Below are 19,030 nucleotides of genomic sequence, written 5' to 3' on the forward strand. Positions count from 1 at the left end.
TACAAACATCCCCAAACAGTGATGAACCTCAAATCTATATTTACTTAATAGTTGGCTTATAAAACGATCGATTATCAAGTGGGAATAGTCTCTCCGTAAATTCTCCTGGTGCTGTTTTGCCAAGTGCTCGTGTTAACATGTTCATCTTCGCATCAATATTATCAATATAATGCAAAATTTCCGCTTCTTGAATCATCGGTTTTTTCGGGCTGCCCCATTCTTCTTTACCGTGGTGAGATAGCACCATATGTTGCAATAGCATTACTTCTTCGCCCTCGATCTCTAGTTCACTAGCAATCATAGCGATTTCATTAACCATAATCGTAATATGGCCTAGTAAATTCCCCTCAACAGTATACATTGTTGCAACTGGTCCTGATAACTCAACAACCTTACCAATATCATGTAAAATAATTCCTGCATATAACAAATCTCTATTTAATGTAGGATATAGATCAGCAATGGCTTTACCAAGTCTCAACATTGACACCATATGATCTAGTAAGCCTGATGCATAATCATGATGATTTTTCGTTGCAGCTGGATATACTAAAATAGCATCCTGATGTTTTTTAATAGTTGCTCGGGTAATTCGTGATATATTTGGATTTTTAATATCAAAGAAAAATTGCGTTAACTCTTCATATAATTGTTCTTTTGGAGTTGCTGCGGAAGGAACTAAATCATTAATAGCAATTCCCTCCTCTGGTTTTGCTACACGGATTGCTTTTATACGCAATTGATTTTTGCCGCGGTAGTCATGAATTTCTCCACCTACACGTACAATTGCCTCAGCGTGGTACGTTTTTTCGTGCTCTTCATTTGTATCCCATAGCTTTGCCTCAATATCTCCACTTTTATCTTGTAATAACAGTGACATAAATGGCTTTCCAACTGTGGTAACCCCTTTTGTCGCTTGTTTAATTAATAAAAATTGATCAACTGATTCTCCAACCTGGAGCGTCGTAATACCCTTCATGTTGACGCCACTCCCCTTTCATTTGCTAGTGCCCCTACATCGACAATTTGGTCTTTCTGCCAATGCTCGAGCATCGCGTCATGGCAAGTAAAATATAAAATCTGACGTTCATACCCTACTTCTTTCATTAATTGTACCATTTTGTCTGTACGGTTTCGATCAAAATGGACAAAAGGATCATCCATAATAAATGGAAATGGAGCAGAAGCTGTAAGTGTTTTAGCTAGTGCCATGCGTAACGAAATATAAGCTTGCTCCTTCGTTGCCTGTGATAGTTCTGCCATTTGATAACGTAATCCAGAAACATCCTGTGCAACAAAATAGCCTTCATCATTAATTAAAAGCTTATCGTAACGTCCACCTGTTAACAAATTAAACATTGCATTAACCTCTGTCAAAACATGTGGTAATTTTTCTTCTCTCAGGCGGAATAATGTTTCATGTATCGCAGTAGCCAATGCCTTTTTTGCAGTCCATTGTCCTATCAGCTGCTGCAACACTGATTTCTCTTGTTCAAACTGTTGAAGCAACTGACCGTATTTCTCATCGTTTAGAAGATTCTCCTTTTGAATTTGTAGCGTCGCTCGTTGTTCTATGCAATGATCTATTGATAACTGCAATGCGTCCCGCTCCTCTTCTAAAGCAAGCATTTTTTCATGAAGCTGTTCTTCGTCTATCAATAACTGCTCGTTGTCTACATCCAGTGAAATAAGCTGACTCTGAATTGTTTGAAGTTCTGTCTTTATTTTTTGCTGTAGCTCAAATTGTTCATGAGTCTCATAGTAAACCTTCTCTGATTGAACATTTGCAGCATTAAATAACTGAGTAATTTCAGACTCATAGCTCTCTATATGAGATTGTACTCCTTGAATTTTGGTCTGAAGGCTAGTCAACTGCTCTTTTGATTGTTCGGACACTTGCTGCTCCTGCTGCAAAGTAAGGAATGTAGTGCGTAAATGCATAAAGATTTCCCGCTCACTATATTCTGCCTTTAACACTCGCTGCGCTTGTTCTAATAACTCATTTTTTTCCGCTTGTATCGATTGTAGTAGGGTACATGTACTCTTCTTTTTCGCTGCCAGCTCTTGAACACCACGAATGCGCATAAACAGCTCTGGTAATAATGTTTTTGGTACATTCTCCTCTAGCCGATAACGCCGTAAAAATTGTTGAAGCGACTGAGTGACTTCTGCACTCACCTGCTCAGCCTGCTGAATTTTATATTCAAGTTTCACATAGTGCCGTTCTTTTTCTTGCTGTTGCTCATTTACATGTAACCAGCGATCCTCAAGTCTTTGTTTTTTTAGCAGTATGGCTTGAGCAATATTTTCCTCCTGCTCTAACTCACGTATTTCCTGACTAGATTGTTTACTTGGCGCTTCATGTGCTTGTCTAGCAAATTTTAAATATAAAATAATAAACAATGACATAACCGCCCCTATGACGATTACAGCCACATTTTTTTCAAAAACACCATAAATAAACGACAGTACACTTATTGCTAACACAATAAATATAAATACACTTGGTTGTTGCTGTTTCGAGCGTTGTGACCTTCCATAACGCAATTGATCAAGCTTTCGCTTACGCTGAGGCCACTGTGCTAAAATATGTTCTTCCTCAGTAGATAATGACTCCTGTTTAAGTTGTTGTTTCTGTTGAGCAATCGTATCTAATTCTGCATGTATTTGCTCCAGCGAACGCAGATGAAATTTTAGTTCTTCTTCCGCTTCTTCTAATAGGCTTAATTGCCGTTGAAATTGTTCCTCTTGCTGTAATGATACTGTTTCCTCAAGCAGAATATCTTGTGCTGTTTTTTCCTGTACACCTAATAAACGAAATTGTGCTTCTATTTCTTGCTCGAGTAAATACAGCTCATCCATCAAGTTTTGTTCCTTCACAACTACCTGATTCCATGTTGCTTCCTTATTCAAAAGTCGAGCCATTTCAGTAATAGTTTGCTCGTCCACTGTTAACTGCAGTTTATTTTGTAATGCCTGATACTGCTCCTTCAACTGCTCCATTTGTAGTGTTTCATGCATAAGGCGATCCTTTAATTGCTCATAACGCCGGATGCCTTCTGGCGGAAACTGCACATGTCCATAACTTTTTAGCGTTTGTTCAAAAGCCTTTTGCTGCTTTAGAAGTGGCATCGCCTGCTTAAGAATTGTTAGCTGCTGCCAATTTTGTTGCTGTTTTTTTTGCTGGTTATATAACCCTTCTAGCCTTTGATCGAGCTGTTGTAATTGCAATAATTTATCCTCAAAGGTCTGAATATTGCCTTGTTCTTGTTTAATTGTGCGTTCTAGCTTTTTTAAATGCTCCAATTTTTGATTAATGAGCGGCACCTTACCTGATTTTTTAAAAAGCTCACTAGCATCTTTGTCCAATTTCTTTTCTAGAGACGATAACTGCTGAATCCCTGTTGTCCCAGAGGCAAGCAACAAATGTGTCAGCTCTTCTTCTGACATTTTTTCAATGCCCTGTAGCTCATGTAATGAAAAAGAAAAAATCGACTCAAAGGATGCTCTTGAATAGCCATATAGTAGTTTTGCTAGAAGCTCTTCATGCCCTGTTGTTCCGTCTTCCAGATAAACTGTAACATCTCCGACTGCCTTCCCTTTAACACGTTCTATGGTGCATTGCCCATAAGTCGGATGCAAAATTGTTAGCTGACCACCAAATTTAGTAGATATCTTTGGCTCATATTTACGTTGCGTTTGCTGCTTCGTAGGAAAACCAAAAAGCACTTGTAAAATAAACTGTTGAATAGTTGTTTTACCCGCTTCATTCATACCATAAAAAATGGTAACACCTTCATGTAAGGAAATTGTGATGTTTTCATGCTTGCCAAAGCCATAAATTTGGATTTTTTGTATCGTTAGTATGTTATTCACGCCCTTTGAATTTCTTCAGTTAATAATTCTTGTGCGTTGTGCATTAAATTTTTTATATCCTGTTCTGTTAAAGGGTCAATGAGTCTTGCACCACCCGCATGTTGGTACAAATCCTTTAAAATATCCTTCCATTCTGAAATATCCCATTGCTCCATTAAGTTCATCACAGATTTAGTTGCAGCAGTATGCTCAAACAATACTGACGATTGATGTAACACGAGCTTTTGCACCCAGCACATCGGTTCAATCCCATCCTCTGCTTCTCTAATAGTTTCTAGCCATGCATCTACTGTAGCATGTTCAAATAAAGATTGTGATTGTTCATCTATATTTTTTAAGTGAAGTTCAACAACGGATGCCCCATACTCCTGACGATTGAGCGTTAATGCCTCTTCACATTTCCCTAGTAGTTCATTTGCATGAAACACATTCGTACAATCCACCTCTACCGTGTTATATACAACAGCTGAAGTCGGTACAAATTCCAGGTCCGTGGTGGTTGTGGACAATGTTACGTCATAAAAGCCTTTTACCCCCTGCTCTTTCCGATGTCGACTTTGAATATTGCCTGGATAAACAATCGGTGGATTTTGATGTAAAAGTTGTCGTTTATGAATATGTCCTAAAGCCCAGTAATGATAGTTTTTTTCAAGAAGTTGATCTTTTGTGAAAGGGGCATAAACATCATGGGTAGTATCGCTAGCTTCACTGCCATGAAGCATTCCAATATGAATAACATGCTGGTCCTGTGCAATTGGATAACTATCGATCATTGATTTCTTTATATGACGTTCACCATAGCTGAAGCCATAAATATTGACTTGCTGACCACGTATTTTTAACTGTACAACACTAGTTTCCGCTGGTAACTCATACACATTGCTAGGTAAGGCAAAGCGAGTCCAAGCACCATTTAAGTGATCGTGATTACCATAGCTTAAAATAACAGGAATATTATGCTGAAAAAGTTTTTCCATCGCCTCTTGAAATCGTCTTTGTGCCTGTAAACTACGATTTTCCCCATCATATATATCACCGACAATTAGTAAAAAATCAGGTTTCTCCTGAATGGCTTTCTGAATAATTTTATCAAAAGCTTCAAAAGTACTTGTTCGAACTTTTTTTAAATTATTATCAGGCAAACCAAATAAGCCCTTAAATGGACTATCTAAATGTAAATCCGCCGTATGGAAAAAACGAATTGCTGACATCTCATCACCTCAAGTAGTAGATAATTTGCATCTTGGCGTCATCTGTTATCACTCGAAAAGCAGTAACATGATTTTCAAAAGTTGCTACGAAATCATTTTACTAATCGCTTCTGTGTCTCATTTTTTATGCTAAGACATTCGTGAATCACGCCGAAACCGAATATTTGTTCTATTTTATCATACTTCACATAAGATGAGAAATTTATTCATAAAATATTCATCAGTAATATCGCCTTATTTTTTCCACATCTTTCGCTATTTATCGAAATATTCGCTAGTTTTACCGTGAAGTTTATAAATCTTCTATGTATAATAGAATTATATTTACGTAAAAGGTGGGGTTTGTATGAAGAATTATCGTTTTACTGCTTTTGAAAAAACTGGGGAAACATTATTTGATGAAACTTGGACATTCGAAAACGATGAAGCTGCCAAAATTAACGGTCAACAGCAAATCATGGAAAAAGGTGTTGCCGAAAAAACTCATCGCCTTGTTAACTCTTCAGGTAAACTAATCTTATTCCATGTCTAACAGTGGCTAATAAAAGGCACGTAGTAAACTTTACTACGCGCCTTTTACTATTATCTTTATCAATTATTCATTTTCCCACGAAGACAGGCGCTCTTTTCTCTACAAATGCCTGAATTCCTTCTAAATGATCAGCTGTCTTACGCATTGCTGTCTGCCCCTCTGCTTCCATCGCCAAAATACTCTCTAATTGCGGTAAATTTTGAGCATGTAGAATTTTTTTAGTCGCAATCATCGACGCCATTGGAGAAGCAAGCATTTTTCCAACTAGTTGGTCTGTGATCGCAAAAACAGTCCCATCTGGTGCAACATAGTCAATTAATCCTACATCATGTGCTTCCGATGCAGTTAATACTTTTCCTTCCCAGATCATTTGTTTAGCTTTTACAGTACCTACACGTTCCTTCATAAAGAAATGACCGCCACCATCAGGGACAAGTCCTATGCCTATGAAATTCATAGCAAGCTTACTGTTTTCACATGCAACCACTATGTCTGCTCCTAAAGCTAGACTAAAACCTAATCCAGCAGATGCGCCATGAACCGCAGCAATGACGATCATCGGTAGCTGGTAATATGCCTTGACAATACGTGTTAAATAAACCATTGCCTCATTAATATTAAGTGGCCTATTTGGATCTAGCATCGCTTTAATATCGCCACCTGCAGAAAAGACTTTTCCTTCTCCGCGAATAACAAGCACTTGTATTTCTTGTTCCTGCTGTAGTGCCTCGAAGCATTCTGCTAATTCTCGCATCATAACATCATCCATCGCATTCATGGCTTGTGGTCGATTTAATGTTAATGTTGCACGACGTTCTAATTTTTCTAATGTAATCGTTGAAAATTCCATCCTTACACCCCCAAATATGAATAGTCATTCACTATGTACTATTCGTGCTTTTTTAGAAAACTCCTTCTATCCTACGCAAAATTGCACTTGATATGCTATATTAAAGGACGAATATTGATTTAAAGGTGGTTAAGTATTGTGACACAGAAAGACTATCGTGTATTGCTTTTTTATAAATATATAGCTATTGAGGACCCTGTGACATTTGCAGAAGAGCATTTAGCACTTTGTGAAGAAATTGGGCTTCTTGGTCGCATTTTAGTTGGACTCGAGGGAATTAATGGAACCGTTTCTGGTACAGTCGAGCAAACCGAGGCTTACATGAATCATATGAAGGCAGACCCTCGTTTTAGCGACATTATGTGGAAAATAGATGAAGCTGAAGGGCATACCTTTAAAAAAATGCATGTCCGCCCTCGTCGAGAAATTGTACATCTTGGTTTAGAAGATGATATTAATCCTTTAGAAATAACAGGGGATTATTTATCACCAAAGGAATTTATGGAGCGTATGCAGGAGGATAATACGGTCATTATTGATGCACGTAATGATTATGAATATGACCTCGGGCATTTCCGTGGCGCTATTCGTCCGGATATTGAAAACTTCCGCGACCTACCAGCTTGGATGGATGCCCATAAAGAGGATTTTGAAGGCAAGAAAGTTTTAACTTACTGCACAGGTGGTATCCGCTGCGAAAAATTCTCTGGCTGGTTAAAACGTGAAGGCTATGGAGAAAGTGTTGGCCAACTACATGGCGGTATTGCCACGTATGCAAAAGACCCTGAAGTAAAAGGTCAACTATGGGATGGGCAAATGTTCGTCTTTGATCGACGTCGCAGTGTACCCATTAATCAGGTTGAGCATGTGATTGTCGGTAAGGATTTCTTCACTGGTGAACCGACAGAACGTTATACAAACTGTGCAAATCCTGAATGCCATAAATTAATGCTTTGCGAGGAAAAGCATGAGGCCTTTTATATGCGCAGCTGTTCAGACGAATGCCGCCGCGCAGAACGTAACTTCTTCGTTGAAAAGAATGGTTGGACAAAAGAGCAGATTGAGGAACAAATCGCTAAAATCGCTGAAGTTCAAAAATCTCCTTTATAATAAAAAAAGAGCATCACCCGCATGTAAAATTTGGGAGATGCTCTTTTTCATGGCTTACCCGAGCGCTTTTCACTTGGACCCGAGCGGTTTCTCGGCTCACCCGAGCGCTTTTCACTTGGACCCGAGCGGTTTCTCGGCTCACCCGAGCGCTTTTCACTTGGACCCAAGCAGTTTCTCGGCTTACCCGAGCGTTTTTCACTTGAACCCGAGCGGTTTTGAGGTTAGTATAAAAAGTGGACACGGAAAACTGAGAGTAGCTATTATAGAAATAACTATTTTAAAGGACGTGTACCGAATGACTAAAAAAATAACACAAGAATATCGTGATTATGTTGTGAAATTAGTAGTAGAAGAAAATCGAAAAGTAACAGAATTATCGTATGAATTAGGGCTTGGGGAATCTTCTATTCATCGCTGGGTAAAAAAGTATCGTGATGCAAAAAAGCAAGAAAATGGCGACGTGAAATATATAACCCCTTCGGAGCTGAAAAAGTTAGAAGCGACTTATGAAAAGAAACTTCGTGACTTAGAAGAGGAGAATGCCATTCTAAAAAAGGCGATGCACATCTTTGCCAAAAACCCGCAGTAGTGTTTGAATTTATTGAAGCGCATAAACGGGAGTTTTCGATTGTAAAGATGTGCCGTGTTCTAAAAGTGTCGACGAGTGGCTATTATAAATGGTTGGCCAAACAGGCAGCACCGATAACTGAAAAAGAAGAATATAAAATGAAAGTCACACAAAAAATTAAACAATCGTTTCATGAAAGCTATGGTACGTATGGCAGCCCGCGAGTCCATAAATATCTGTTGGAATGGGGTTATCCACTTTCACAAAAAACAGTGGCAAACATCATGCGAGTACTGGAATTGTGCGCAACACAGCCGAGAAGCTATGTGACGACAACAGATTCAAATCATGACGCACTAGTATATCCTAATATACTGAACCGCATGTTTTATGTGGAAGAACCAGATCAAGTATGGGTCGCTGATATTACTTATATCCGAACGTTGGAGGGATGGGTGTATTTAGCAAGTATTATGGATCTGTATTCTCGTAAAATTGTAGCGTGGGAAATGGCGGATCATATGAAAGTAGATTTAGTGTTAATAGCTTTGAAAAAAGCGTTCTTAATACGTCGACCAAAAAAGGGACTCATTCATCATTCAGACCGAGGGGCGCAATACTGTTCAACGGAATATATCGAACTTTTAAAAAAGCATGGTTGCAAAATTAGTATGAGTAAAAAAGGTGATCCGTATGACAATGCCTGCATCGAATCGTTTCATGCGACCATAAAAAAAGAAATGATTTATCGCCAAAAATTCCAAACAAAGAAAGCAGCCTTCAAAGCAATAAATAGCTATATTTCAAATTTTTATAATGAACGTAGAAGACATTCGACCCTTGGCTATCGTTCACCGAGCCAATTTGAACGCTTGACGTTACAGAAACACTCAAGTTAATCTCAAAACCGTTTCAAGCGATGGAAGTCAATTGTTCGAGCTCTTTGAACAATTGACTTCCATTGCCCACCAAACGCAGTGCGGTAGCTTTAAAGCTCTCACTTTTTTATGTCCACTTTCTTGACAGAAGACCAGTTTCTCGGCTCACCCGAGCGCTTTTCACTTGGACCTGAGCGGTTTCTCGGCTCACCCGAGCGCTTTTCACTTGGACCTGAGCGATTTCTCGGCTCACCCGAGCGCTTTTCACTTGGACCCGAGCGGTTTCTCGGCTTACCCGAGCGCTTTTCACTTGGACCCGAGCGGTTTCTCGGCTCACCCGAGCGCTTTTCACTTGGACCTGAGCGGTTTCTCGGCTTACCCGAGCGCTTTTCACTTGGACCCGAGCGGTTTCTCGGCTTACCCGAGCGCTTTTCACTTGGACCTGAGCGGTTTCTCGGCTTACCCGAGCGCTTTTCACTTGGACCCGAGCGGTTTCTCGGCTCACCCGAGCGCTTTTCACTTGGACCTGAGCGGTTTCTCGGCTTACCCTAGCGCTTTTCACTTGGACCTGAGCGGTTTGGAGCTTTCTAAATTTCTTTATTCTCCTTTTGCCAAATATCGCCCTACCTGTCGGCCACTAAATAAACAGCCACCAACAAATGTCCCTTCTAAAGCACGGTAACCATGTACACCGCCACCACCAAAGCCACTAACTTCCCCGGCAGCAAATAAACCTGGTACAGGTTGACCATCCATTCCTAACACAGCACCATCCAAATTTGTCTGTAAGCCTCCTAATGTTTTACGCGTTAAAATATTTAATCGTACCGCAATAAGTGGCCAATTTTTTGGATCTAGTATTTTATGGGGCTTCGCAACGCGCACAATTTTATCACCAATATAGTTTCTCGCACCATGAATGGCATTAACCTGTAAGTCCTTTGTAAACTTGTTGTCCATTTCACGATCCCTTGCTAAAATTTGCTCCTTTATTTTTATAAAATCAAGAAGCTCATTGCCCGCCAAATTGTTCATTCCATCAACTAGCTCCTTTAAATCATTAGCAATAACAAAGTCTTCACCATGTTTTTTAAATGCCTGAATTGGGGCAGGTGGACCTGGCAAAACACGTTTCAGAACATCACTAATGCTTTTATTTGTTAAATCAGGATTTTGCTCAGAGCCTGATAGTGCAAATTCTTTTTCAATAATTTTTTCAGTTAAAATAAACCACGAGTAATCATAGCCCGTTTTTTGAATTGCTTCTAACGTACTTAACGTATCAAAGCCTGGAAAATTCGGTGCGCCAAATCGATTGCCCTCCGCATCAAACCATAATGATGAAGGGCCTGGTAAAATTCGAATACCGTGATTTGGCCAAATAGGGTCCCAATTTTTCAAGCCTTCCGTATAATGCCACATGCGGTCTCGATTAACGATACGCCCCCCTGCATGCTCAGTTATTTCTAGCATTCTGCCATCAACAAAAGCAGGTACACCACTAATCATATTTTCAGGTGGTGTGCCAAGTCGCGCTGGCCAATTTTTTCTAACCAAATCAAAATTAGCACCTATTCCACCGCTAGCCACAATAACGGCATCCGCTTCATAAGAAAATTCGCCGATGCCTAGCCTAGAACTTTTTTCACCGCGATTTGCATAACTTTGAGCCAAAACTGTTCCACTAATTCCTTCAATTCTTCCATCTTGTTGAATAAACTCATCTACACGATGCCTTGCTTTAAAATCTATATAACCATCCTTTATGGCCTTTTTCACTTTTTCAGTAAAAGGCTTTACAATGCCAGGACCGGTTCCCCAAACAATATGAAATCTAGGTACTGAATTTCCGTGTCCGCCTGCTAAAGAGCCCCCACGTTCTGCCCAACCGACGATAGGGAAAAACTTAATACCTACAGACTTTAACCATTCATATTTTTCACCAGCTGCAAAATCTACATAAGCTCTGGCCCATTTATGCGCCCACGAATCCTCATCCCCTAAGCGATCGAAGCCAGCCGTCCCTTGCCAATCCTGCCATGCAAGCTCTTTACAATCCTTAATGCCAAGCCTTCTTTGCTCGGGTGTATTCACTAAAAATATACCGCCAAAAGACCAAAATGCCTGTCCCCCCATTGAATTTTCAGGTTCTTGATCTACTAACAAAATTTTTTTCTTTGCATCCGCTAACTCACAGGCAGCTACTAAACCTGCCAGCCCTGCACCGACAATTGCTACATCATACATCATTCTCCCCCCTAAAAATCAATCTTACTTTACTTACATTCTTCTCAAATTGATGGTTTACCTTCTACACTTTGTATTTTTGACGAAAATGTGACAAGAAAAAAATGTTCGCATTCCTCCTCAAAGCAATGAAAGTTTTACTCAAATAATCTATTTAATCCCAATTAATTCCCATATATTTTTCGACCTTTAATATTTATTAAATGCCCATGTAATCTGACTTAACACATATCGGTAGCGCTTTCATTGTCCTCTGTAAAAAGACGAACAATTTAATGTTATAAATATAATAAAGTTCGCTTTTGGTTATTTTCCGGACTACCAAAGTCAAGTTTTTTAATCTTTTTTAGAAATATCGTTGACAAAGGTGAACAATAAGGTTTATGATGTTAACAATTAAATCACACGAAAATATAACGACGGAGACACGCTAGTCGCAAGAAAATCCAAAGAGAGCTGATGGTTGGTGTAAATCAGTGATTTCTACGATAATAGTTCCACTCCTGAATAGATAAGCCGAACACTCCCAAAGTAAGCTTATCCGTCACATGCACGTTACGCATATAGCTAAGACTGCAAGAAATCTTTCACGCAGTGATTAAGGGTGGTACCGCGAACCAATGTTTATTATGCCTTTCGCCCCTTACAACACAATCTTTGTGTTTGTAAGGCGCGGAAGGCTTTTTTTATTATTCTCTTTTCTACAAAGGAGATTTGTATGCTGTAAGATGTACAATCTCTATAAAATTCAGACTGTTTCGTCTATAAAGAACACTAACATTTTTTAATTAAAAGGAGCTAATTACAAATGACTACATTACAAATGACTACTGCAACAAAGGCAATTAACGTATTTATCGCTGACCCACTAAGTGAAGATGGTATTTTCCCACTTCGACAAGAACAAGATTTAGACTTAAATATCATTGTAGACACTGGTCTTGCACCAGAAGAATTAATCGCAAAAATTGCGGATGTAGATGTTTTACTAGTACGTTCTCAAACAACTGTAACACGCGAAGTAATTGAAGCGGCTAAAAACTTAAAACTTATCGGACGTGCTGGTGTAGGTGTGGACAACATTGATCTAACTGCTGCAACTGAGCATGGTATTATCGTTGTAAATGCACCAGACGGTAACACTAACTCTGCTGCTGAGCACACTATTGCCATGATGACTTCACTTGCTCGTCACATCCCACAAGCATTCAATACACTTAAAAACGGTAAATGGGATCGTAAATCTTATGTTGGAGTTGAGCTTAAAAATAAAACTTTAGGTGTTGTAGGCTTCGGTCGTATCGGTGTGGAAGTAGCTTATCGTGCAAAAGGTCAACGCATGAACGTTAGGGCATACGATCCATTTTTAACTGATGAACGCGCTAAAGAGTTAGGCGTAACAAAATCAACAGTTGAAGAAATTTGTGCAGCAGCAGATTTCATTACAGTACACACACCTCTTCTTCCTGAAACACGTAATCTTATTAACAAAGAAAAATTCGCTATGATGAAAGATGGCGTGCGTATCATTAACTGTGCACGTGGCGGTATTATCAATGAGGATGATTTATATGATGCCATCGTAGAAGGTAAAGTAGCAGGTGCTGCTCTTGACGTATTCGTAAGTGAGCCAGCAACGGATCACAAGCTACTTACTTTACCACAAGTCATTGCAACACCTCACTTAGGTGCATCTACAATCGAAGCACAAGAATCTGTAGCTGTTGACGTATCAAACGACATCATTAAATTCTATAAAACAGGTACTGTCACTAACCCAGTGAACATGCCATCTATTCCAAAAGAATTACTTGCACAAGTTGAACCTTTCTTCGAATTAGCTGAAAAACTTGGTTCATTCTTATCTCAACTTACAACTGAGCCTGTGAAAGAAATCAACTTATCTTATGCTGGTGAAGTAGCAAATTATGATGTACGTCCATTAACGTCAAACGCGTTAAAAGGTTTATTATCTAAAAATCACGGTAATCATGTAAATGACGTAAATGCTCGCTATTTATCTGAACGTATCGGCATGAAAATTAATGAGCATAAAACAACAACTGCTAAAGGCTTTACTAGCTTAATTACAATTGAAATTAAAACAGCAAATGAAACACACTCAGTGGCTGGTACATTATTAAACGGTCTAGGTGCACGTATTGTCAAAGTAGAAGATTATGTTGTTGACGTTATTCCACAAGGTCACCTTCTTTACATTAAAAATACTGACAAACCAGGTGCAATCGGCCGCGTAGCAACAAAGCTAGCAGAAAAAGATGTTAACATCGCAACAATGCAAGTTGGTCGTGCACAAGTTGGCGGTACAGCTGTCATGATGCTAACAGTCGATAATGCTGTATCAGAAGAAGATCTAACATTCGTTGCACAGCTTGAAAATATTGATGAAGTAAGAGCGATTAACCTATAATTTTACTTTATAAGCAGGGAGTACAAATACTCTCTGCTTTTTTATTTTTGGGCCAACGGTATCATGCTAACATTGTCGATAAAACCTACTTTTATTGGATAAACTTCAAGAAACAAAAAATGTACTGATCCTATGATTGAATCAGTACATTTTTTTGCCTTATAGCTTATTCACAAGTTCTAATAATGCAGTTAAAGAATCAACCTCATATGTTGGAGTGACTACGCCATTTAGTGTATTGTTTTCACGATTGATCCAAACATTACGCATTCCAACACGAGATGAGCCTAAAATATCAGTATTTAAGTTATCTCCAACCATAATCGCATCGTCCGCCGTAATACCTGCTTTCTCCATGACATACTCGAAAATAGAGGCATCTGGTTTCCCTTTACCAAAGTCCCCAGAAATAATAATATGATCAAAATAAGGCGCGATTTCTGGTGTAATTTCTAGCTTTAAATTTTGTAAACTTGGTGCTCCATTTGTCAGTAGTACGAGTTGATACTTTCCTTTCAGCTTATCTAACACAGCAAAAGTATCTTCATATAAGAATGGGGACACTTTTCGCTCTGCCACAAAACGCTCCCCTAGCTCCGCTCCTAACTGCGCATCATCAATTCCAAGAGCTGCTAAGCCTTTTGTCCACGCTTCTGTACGATAGCCCGGTACAATATTTTTCATTTTTTGGAAGGAATCTGTTGGATCATCGAATGTTCCCCAAAGTCCTTCGAATGGGTTAATACCGATTAACACCGTATAATCATATGTTTCATAGCCTTCATAAAGCGCTCGTGCTTCTTTACGCACAGCCTCCTCTAGCTCAGCCGGATTCACATTATGTATTGTCGCTGCATATTCGCATGTTTTTTCAAATGCTGTTTTGACAGATTTTTTATCCCATAATAACGTATCATCTAAATCAAAAATAATTGTGTTAATTGACATTGTGTCAGCTCCTAGCTCCTATTAATATAATTATTTTAGCATATATTCAAAATATTTAGCATAGCGTTTTATGGTTTTTCCATCGCCAAAACGTAAGGTTGATTTCCGTTCCGGTCGGCGCTTTCCTGGGGGTGTCAGGGCAGCAGATGTTTTCTGTGCGACAGCGAAGCGGTAGCAGATGTTTTCCGTGCGAATGCGAAGCGGCAGCAGATGTTGGTCACGAAGGCGTTATCACAGAACGTTATGCTTTTAGTCTTCGTTCCTTTATTGCGCTCCAAGGTCTCATCGTCGCTAATCCCCAAGGAGTCGCCAGTCGGAACGAAGATCACCTTATAGTAAGTAGCTACGTAAACAAATGTCATCTGGGCCCATTTTGTATATAATTCTCAAACATTTTCTTAGTTTTCATGCGAATAAAATAATAAGGTTCTTGCATTGCCTGCTGAACACTAATATTTTCATCTACTAATGATTCAACAACAGTAAAATACTTGAGTAATTCAGGTTTATCATTTTCATCTATAACCCCAGATAATAAGAAGGTGTGTACATTCGCTAATTTTGCCGCCTTCGCTATCCCTAATGGCGCCTTCCCGTGTAATGTTTGACGATCTGATTTGCCTTCACCTGTAATAATAAACCCGGCACCTTCTAAATGCCTTTTTAGCTGCACGGCTTCGATTACAATATCAATCCCTGCATGAAAACTGCCATTTAAAAAAGCTAGTAATGCAGCGCCCATTCCACCTGCAGCACCTGCCCCTTTGTAGTCGTGCAGTCGAATGTCAAATTGCTTTTCAACAATATCGGCAAATTGTTTTAAACAACTATCAAAATAAGCAATTTGATGCTCCTTCACACCTTTTTGAGGCCCGAAAATAGCTGTTGCCCCTTGCTCTCCAATTAATGGATTATCAACATCACAGGCAATAACAAATTGCGCTTCATTCAATCGAGCATCGAACTGACTAACATCAATTGCTGCTAAATCTAATAATGCCGATACGCTATCAGCAATTAATGTTCTGTCTTCTTTTTTCAATTGCAGTCCTAGTGCTTTTAACATGCCAATACCAGCATCATTTGTAGCACTACCACCAATTCCGATAATAAATTTTCTAAACCCTTTATCAAGAGCAGCCTTGATTAACTGACCAGTCCCATACGTTGATGCCAGCTCAGGATTTTTTTCACTGTCCTGTAATAGCATAATACCGGATGCCTGAGCCATTTCTATAACACATGTTTCATTATCGCCAAGCACACCATACCTCGCTTTAATCTCTCTTCCTAATGGATCAAGCACATATTCAGATATAAATTGACCATCTGTTGAGGCAACAAGTGATTCGAGTGTACCTTCTCCACCGTCTGCAACTGGTAGAATGACTGTTTCAACCGATTGATCAACATCCTTGATGCCCGCCCGCATTGCATTAGCCACCTCGATGGCCGACAAAGTTCCCTTATAGGAATCTGGACTAATAATGACTTTCATTTTATACCTCCACTCATCTATAATTCAGACTATTAACATCCCTGAGGTTTTATCGGAATGTTTTTTTATTTTATCGGAACATTGTGTAGATTTATCGGAATGTTTTCCAATTTTATCGGAACATTATCCTGATTTATCGGAATAAAAGAAGGCAATCTGAACACCACCTCAGATTGCCATCACTTTTATGCCTTATATAATTCATCTAAAAACTCGAGTTTTTTTCCGATTGCCTCTTCAAACGTCATGATGTAGGCAGCAGGGTCCTTTGGATTATGGAACTGCGTAATTTTCCCTGTTTCGGGATGAACAAATTTAGAGGAGGCTCCACAGCCAATCCCTAAAATTGTCTGCACTTCTTCCATTATGACAATATTATAGATGCTTTCTTCGCCAGCTTTACTGTAGCCGACGTTTTCTAAATTACCTAAAATATTTTTTTGACGATATAAATAGTACGGTACATAATCATTTTCCTTCGTCCATACTTGTGCCATATGCATCATTTGAGCAACAGTATCGCGGTCGGCTACCTTGTATTTATCCTTGTTACGTGTCATTTCTGATGCACGCTTAAATGACAATGTGTGTACCGTTAGCGATTCTGGCTGCATTTTTGCAGATTCCTCTAAAGAATGCTGGAACTCCTCAATCCCTTCATTCGGTAAGCCAATAATTAAATCCATATTTATATTATTCATACCAGATTCACGTGCTAGCCAAAACTTATCAATCGTTTCCTGTACCGTATGATGACGACCAATTGCTTTAAGCGTTTCATCAGTATAAGATTGCGGATTAACACTTATTCGGTCAATGCCCCATTTTTTTAATACTTCCAGTTTTTCAGGCGTAATCGTATCAGGTCTGCCCGCTTCAACTGTCACTTCACGAATTGTTTCAGGATGAGGGAACGACTCATACATCGTTTGATACAACGCATCCATTTCATCAGCTTCTATAGATGTCGGCGTACCACCACCCCAATAAATGGATGTGATTTTCATGTCATTATCCTTCAGCCATTTTCCCATTTCTCGTAATTCAATATGCAGCCCATCTAAAAATGTAGCGACACGCCCTTGCTTTCGGTTGCTACCAATCGCATAGGCTGGAAAAGTGCAATAAGCACATTTAGTCGGGCAGAAAGGAATACCGATATAGATACTTATTTCTTTTCCGATTTCATCAATATCAGGAATCGTCACTAACTGACGATCAACTATTTCTTTTAGTAGCGCTACTTTTTCCTCTGACAGACGGAAATCACGAATAAGGATTTCAGCAATTTCTTCTTCACTCTTCCCGGCCTTTCGGAATTTATGGTAAAGCTTAGTTGGACGCACACCCGTTAAAATTCCCCATTGCTGATGCATTCCCGTATGTTGCTCGAGCACATCTAAAAATACGTGTGACAAAGCACGCTTCATACGAATATTTAGCTCACGACCTTCAGCATCAGTATCGTATTGAATACGGTAATCATTCGTATAACGTTTAGCGTCTACCTCAAGCACAGCTTTTGTAGAAATTGAAGAATCATCCCCAACGTTATATTCAAATGACACTGCCATATCTGTTCCTTCAGACTCTACTTTTAGTTTGGAATCCTCAAAAAATAAATTCGCTATATGATTTAATACGCGAATCCAATCCTCAGGATATTTTTGATCTATGTGAATAATTTTCATTTTCTTCGCTCTCTTCTCTCAAAATTACAGTATCAATAGTTTAACAAATTTTTATAACTTTAAGCAAAGCTACAAGTGCAAGTTTTAAATGACAGAAAATTCAGTTTTATAATGGATTTTATTCATCTTACATAAAGAAAAAATAGTATGCCAGAAATAATCTTCTAGCATACTATTTTAAGTTGAGACAAGTTCAAAAATTATTTTAAATATTCCTCTACAAATTCAACGGGCACATATGTTTTATTCGCTTCTAACAAAGCGGGTGCCGCATTAAGTGGGCGTAATGCTTTGTTAAAACCAAACGTTTTCTCTCCACGAGTAAGTGTGTAAGATACATTACCTTTTGATACTATTGCACCTTTTCCCGTTGACTCTACTGTATAGCCGAGTTTTTCCGCAATCAAACGCAATGGAACCATCTTTGTTCCATCTACCTCATAAGAATCCTTTGCGATTATGGCTGCTATTTCCTCTTCAACAGTATTTTCTGATGCATTTTCAGACTCGTTATCGAGAACAATTACTTTTGAAGGCGTTGTTTGAGCTGGGATACTTCTTGTTGAAACTGTATAGAAAACAACTAAGTGTTTCTCCGCTAAATCTTTAGCTTCAACTTTCTCCCCCTTCTCATTTAAAAGCTCAGTATTTTCACCAATGTTTAATTTTAAAACATCATAAGTGTTTGTTAAGTTTTCAAAGAAGTAATCAACTTCAACAAAGCCAGCTGCCTCCGTTTCAACAATGACAACATCAGGGTCGAATTGTGGTGGATAAATTAATTTTTGTGGCTTGTTTGCAAATGTATAAGCTACGACTTTATCGCCCTCTTTAAGTTCCACTTTTTTACCTGTGTTATCGAAAACAAGTGTATCTTTTGTTATCTCTAAAATATTTGTTTGATCGCCATCTTTTACTGTGAAATATGTAATGTTTTCACCTGCATCGACTTTCTCAACTGTTCCACGTGTATTGTTGAAAATGTGAACAGGATCAATTTGAATTTGAGAACTTTGTTGCTCCGCCTCTGTAGATTTTTCATTTGCAGATGCGACTGGTACTACTACACTTCCAAATAATAACGCTGTCATGGCTGCAGGTGCGAATTTTTTCATGTTCATATTATCTCTCCTTATTATTGGGTTCAAAGTAGTAGTAGTTTTAGGATGGAAAAAGTTTCATTGGAATAG

Annotated in this window: 15 protein-coding genes; 6 read left to right on the plus strand and 9 right to left on the minus strand. The window is 38.9% G+C overall.

What is annotated here, in order from left to right:
- Window positions 1-40 precede the first annotated feature (40 nt).
- From yhaM to QUF91_RS23535, 3 genes are read right to left on the minus strand one after another with little or no spacing between them, the layout of a single operon-like run.
- Window positions 41-979, minus strand: a complete 939-nt coding sequence (gene yhaM / locus QUF91_RS23525; RefSeq protein ID WP_285396347.1) for a 3'-5' exoribonuclease YhaM — start codon at window positions 977-979, stop codon at window positions 41-43.
- Window positions 976-3,876 (minus strand): ATP-binding protein, encoded by a 2,901-nt coding sequence (locus tag QUF91_RS23530; RefSeq protein WP_289419542.1) that lies wholly within the window; start codon window positions 3,874-3,876, stop codon window positions 976-978. The genes yhaM and QUF91_RS23530 overlap by 4 nt, the downstream gene beginning before the upstream one ends.
- A complete protein-coding gene (locus tag QUF91_RS23535) occupies window positions 3,873-5,087 on the minus strand; it encodes a metallophosphoesterase family protein (protein WP_289419544.1) in 1,215 nt (404 codons plus the stop codon). Before QUF91_RS23535 ends, QUF91_RS23530 begins: the two co-directional genes overlap by 4 nt.
- 346 nt (window positions 5,088-5,433) lie before the next feature.
- Here QUF91_RS23535 and QUF91_RS23540 point away from each other — a divergent pair, with 346 nt between their 5' ends.
- Window positions 5,434-5,619: a YhzD family protein gene (locus tag QUF91_RS23540; RefSeq protein WP_285396344.1), complete on the plus strand. Its 186-nt coding sequence runs from the start codon at window positions 5,434-5,436 to the stop codon at window positions 5,617-5,619.
- Window positions 5,620-5,686: 67 nt separating this feature from the next.
- Here the strand turns inward: QUF91_RS23540 and QUF91_RS23545 are convergent, their stop codons facing one another.
- On the minus strand, window positions 5,687-6,469 hold the full coding sequence (locus QUF91_RS23545) for an enoyl-CoA hydratase (RefSeq protein WP_289419545.1): 783 nt from the start codon (window positions 6,467-6,469) through the stop codon (window positions 5,687-5,689).
- Between the two features lie 138 nt (window positions 6,470-6,607).
- Here QUF91_RS23545 and trhO point away from each other — a divergent pair, with 138 nt between their 5' ends.
- The 4 genes from trhO (at window position 6,608) to QUF91_RS23565 (ending at window position 9,577) form a co-directional block, all read left to right on the plus strand.
- A complete protein-coding gene (gene trhO / locus QUF91_RS23550) occupies window positions 6,608-7,579 on the plus strand; it encodes an oxygen-dependent tRNA uridine(34) hydroxylase TrhO (RefSeq protein ID WP_289419546.1) in 972 nt (323 codons plus the stop codon).
- Between the two features lie 295 nt (window positions 7,580-7,874).
- Complete coding sequence (locus QUF91_RS23555) at window positions 7,875-8,168, plus strand: transposase (protein ID WP_289417107.1); 294 nt, start codon at window positions 7,875-7,877, stop codon at window positions 8,166-8,168.
- Window positions 8,168-9,046, plus strand: a complete 879-nt coding sequence (locus QUF91_RS23560) for an IS3 family transposase (protein WP_289419547.1) — start codon at window positions 8,168-8,170, stop codon at window positions 9,044-9,046. The genes QUF91_RS23555 and QUF91_RS23560 overlap by 1 nt, the downstream gene beginning before the upstream one ends.
- 120 nt (window positions 9,047-9,166) lie before the next feature.
- Complete coding sequence (locus QUF91_RS23565) at window positions 9,167-9,577, plus strand: hypothetical protein (protein ID WP_289419549.1); 411 nt, start codon at window positions 9,167-9,169, stop codon at window positions 9,575-9,577.
- A gap of 45 nt (window positions 9,578-9,622) precedes the next feature.
- On the opposite strand, the gene QUF91_RS23570 is transcribed toward QUF91_RS23565, so the two are convergent.
- Window positions 9,623-11,275 (minus strand): FAD-binding dehydrogenase, encoded by a 1,653-nt coding sequence (locus tag QUF91_RS23570; protein ID WP_285398574.1) that lies wholly within the window; start codon window positions 11,273-11,275, stop codon window positions 9,623-9,625.
- A gap of 820 nt (window positions 11,276-12,095) precedes the next feature.
- Between QUF91_RS23570 and serA the strand changes: the two genes are divergently transcribed.
- The gene (serA, locus tag QUF91_RS23575) at window positions 12,096-13,703 is read left to right on the plus strand and encodes a phosphoglycerate dehydrogenase (RefSeq protein WP_289420118.1); all 1,608 of its coding nucleotides are present in this window, start codon (window positions 12,096-12,098) and stop codon (window positions 13,701-13,703) included.
- A 159-nt stretch (window positions 13,704-13,862) separates the two neighbouring features.
- Here serA and QUF91_RS23580 read toward each other — a convergent pair whose 3' ends face one another.
- The 4 genes from QUF91_RS23580 to QUF91_RS23595 all read right to left on the minus strand — a co-directional run bounded on the left by QUF91_RS23580 (window position 13,863) and on the right by QUF91_RS23595 (window position 18,961).
- Window positions 13,863-14,651 (minus strand): HAD family hydrolase, encoded by a 789-nt coding sequence (locus QUF91_RS23580; protein ID WP_289419550.1) that lies wholly within the window; start codon window positions 14,649-14,651, stop codon window positions 13,863-13,865.
- A 358-nt stretch (window positions 14,652-15,009) separates the two neighbouring features.
- On the minus strand, window positions 15,010-16,149 hold the full coding sequence (locus QUF91_RS23585) for a glycerate kinase (protein WP_289419551.1): 1,140 nt from the start codon (window positions 16,147-16,149) through the stop codon (window positions 15,010-15,012).
- Window positions 16,150-16,334: 185 nt separating this feature from the next.
- Complete coding sequence (locus QUF91_RS23590; protein WP_289419553.1) at window positions 16,335-17,840, minus strand: coproporphyrinogen III oxidase; 1,506 nt, start codon at window positions 17,838-17,840, stop codon at window positions 16,335-16,337.
- Window positions 17,841-18,040: 200 nt separating this feature from the next.
- On the minus strand, window positions 18,041-18,961 hold the full coding sequence (locus QUF91_RS23595) for a copper amine oxidase N-terminal domain-containing protein (protein ID WP_289419554.1): 921 nt from the start codon (window positions 18,959-18,961) through the stop codon (window positions 18,041-18,043).
- Window positions 18,962-19,030: the final 69 nt, after the last annotated feature.

Origin of the sequence: Lysinibacillus sp. G4S2 (assembly GCF_030348505.1) — a bacterium.
Classification (GTDB): Bacteria; Bacillota; Bacilli; order Bacillales_A; family Planococcaceae; genus Lysinibacillus.

What these genes read in the sequence shown, in the direction of transcription:
- QUF91_RS23555 (WP_289417107.1), top strand. Translation starts at nt 7,875, where the DNA reads ATGACTAAAAAAATAACACAAGAATATCGTGATTATGTTGTGAAATTA.
- QUF91_RS23580 (WP_289419550.1), bottom strand. Translation starts at nt 14,651, where the DNA reads ATGTCAATTAACACAATTATTTTTGATTTAGATGATACGTTATTATGG.
- QUF91_RS23585 (WP_289419551.1), bottom strand. Translation starts at nt 16,149, where the DNA reads ATGAAAGTCATTATTAGTCCAGATTCCTATAAGGGAACTTTGTCGGCC.
- QUF91_RS23545 (WP_289419545.1), bottom strand. Translation starts at nt 6,469, where the DNA reads ATGGAATTTTCAACGATTACATTAGAAAAATTAGAACGTCGTGCAACA.
- QUF91_RS23590 (WP_289419553.1), bottom strand. Translation starts at nt 17,840, where the DNA reads ATGAAAATTATTCACATAGATCAAAAATATCCTGAGGATTGGATTCGC.
- serA (WP_289420118.1), top strand. Translation starts at nt 12,096, where the DNA reads ATGACTACTGCAACAAAGGCAATTAACGTATTTATCGCTGACCCACTA.
- yhaM (WP_285396347.1), bottom strand. Translation starts at nt 979, where the DNA reads ATGAAGGGTATTACGACGCTCCAGGTTGGAGAATCAGTTGATCAATTT.
- QUF91_RS23570 (WP_285398574.1), bottom strand. Translation starts at nt 11,275, where the DNA reads ATGATGTATGATGTAGCAATTGTCGGTGCAGGGCTGGCAGGTTTAGTA.
- QUF91_RS23535 (WP_289419544.1), bottom strand. Translation starts at nt 5,087, where the DNA reads ATGTCAGCAATTCGTTTTTTCCATACGGCGGATTTACATTTAGATAGT.
- QUF91_RS23595 (WP_289419554.1), bottom strand. Translation starts at nt 18,961, where the DNA reads ATGAACATGAAAAAATTCGCACCTGCAGCCATGACAGCGTTATTATTT.
- QUF91_RS23540 (WP_285396344.1), top strand. Translation starts at nt 5,434, where the DNA reads ATGAAGAATTATCGTTTTACTGCTTTTGAAAAAACTGGGGAAACATTA.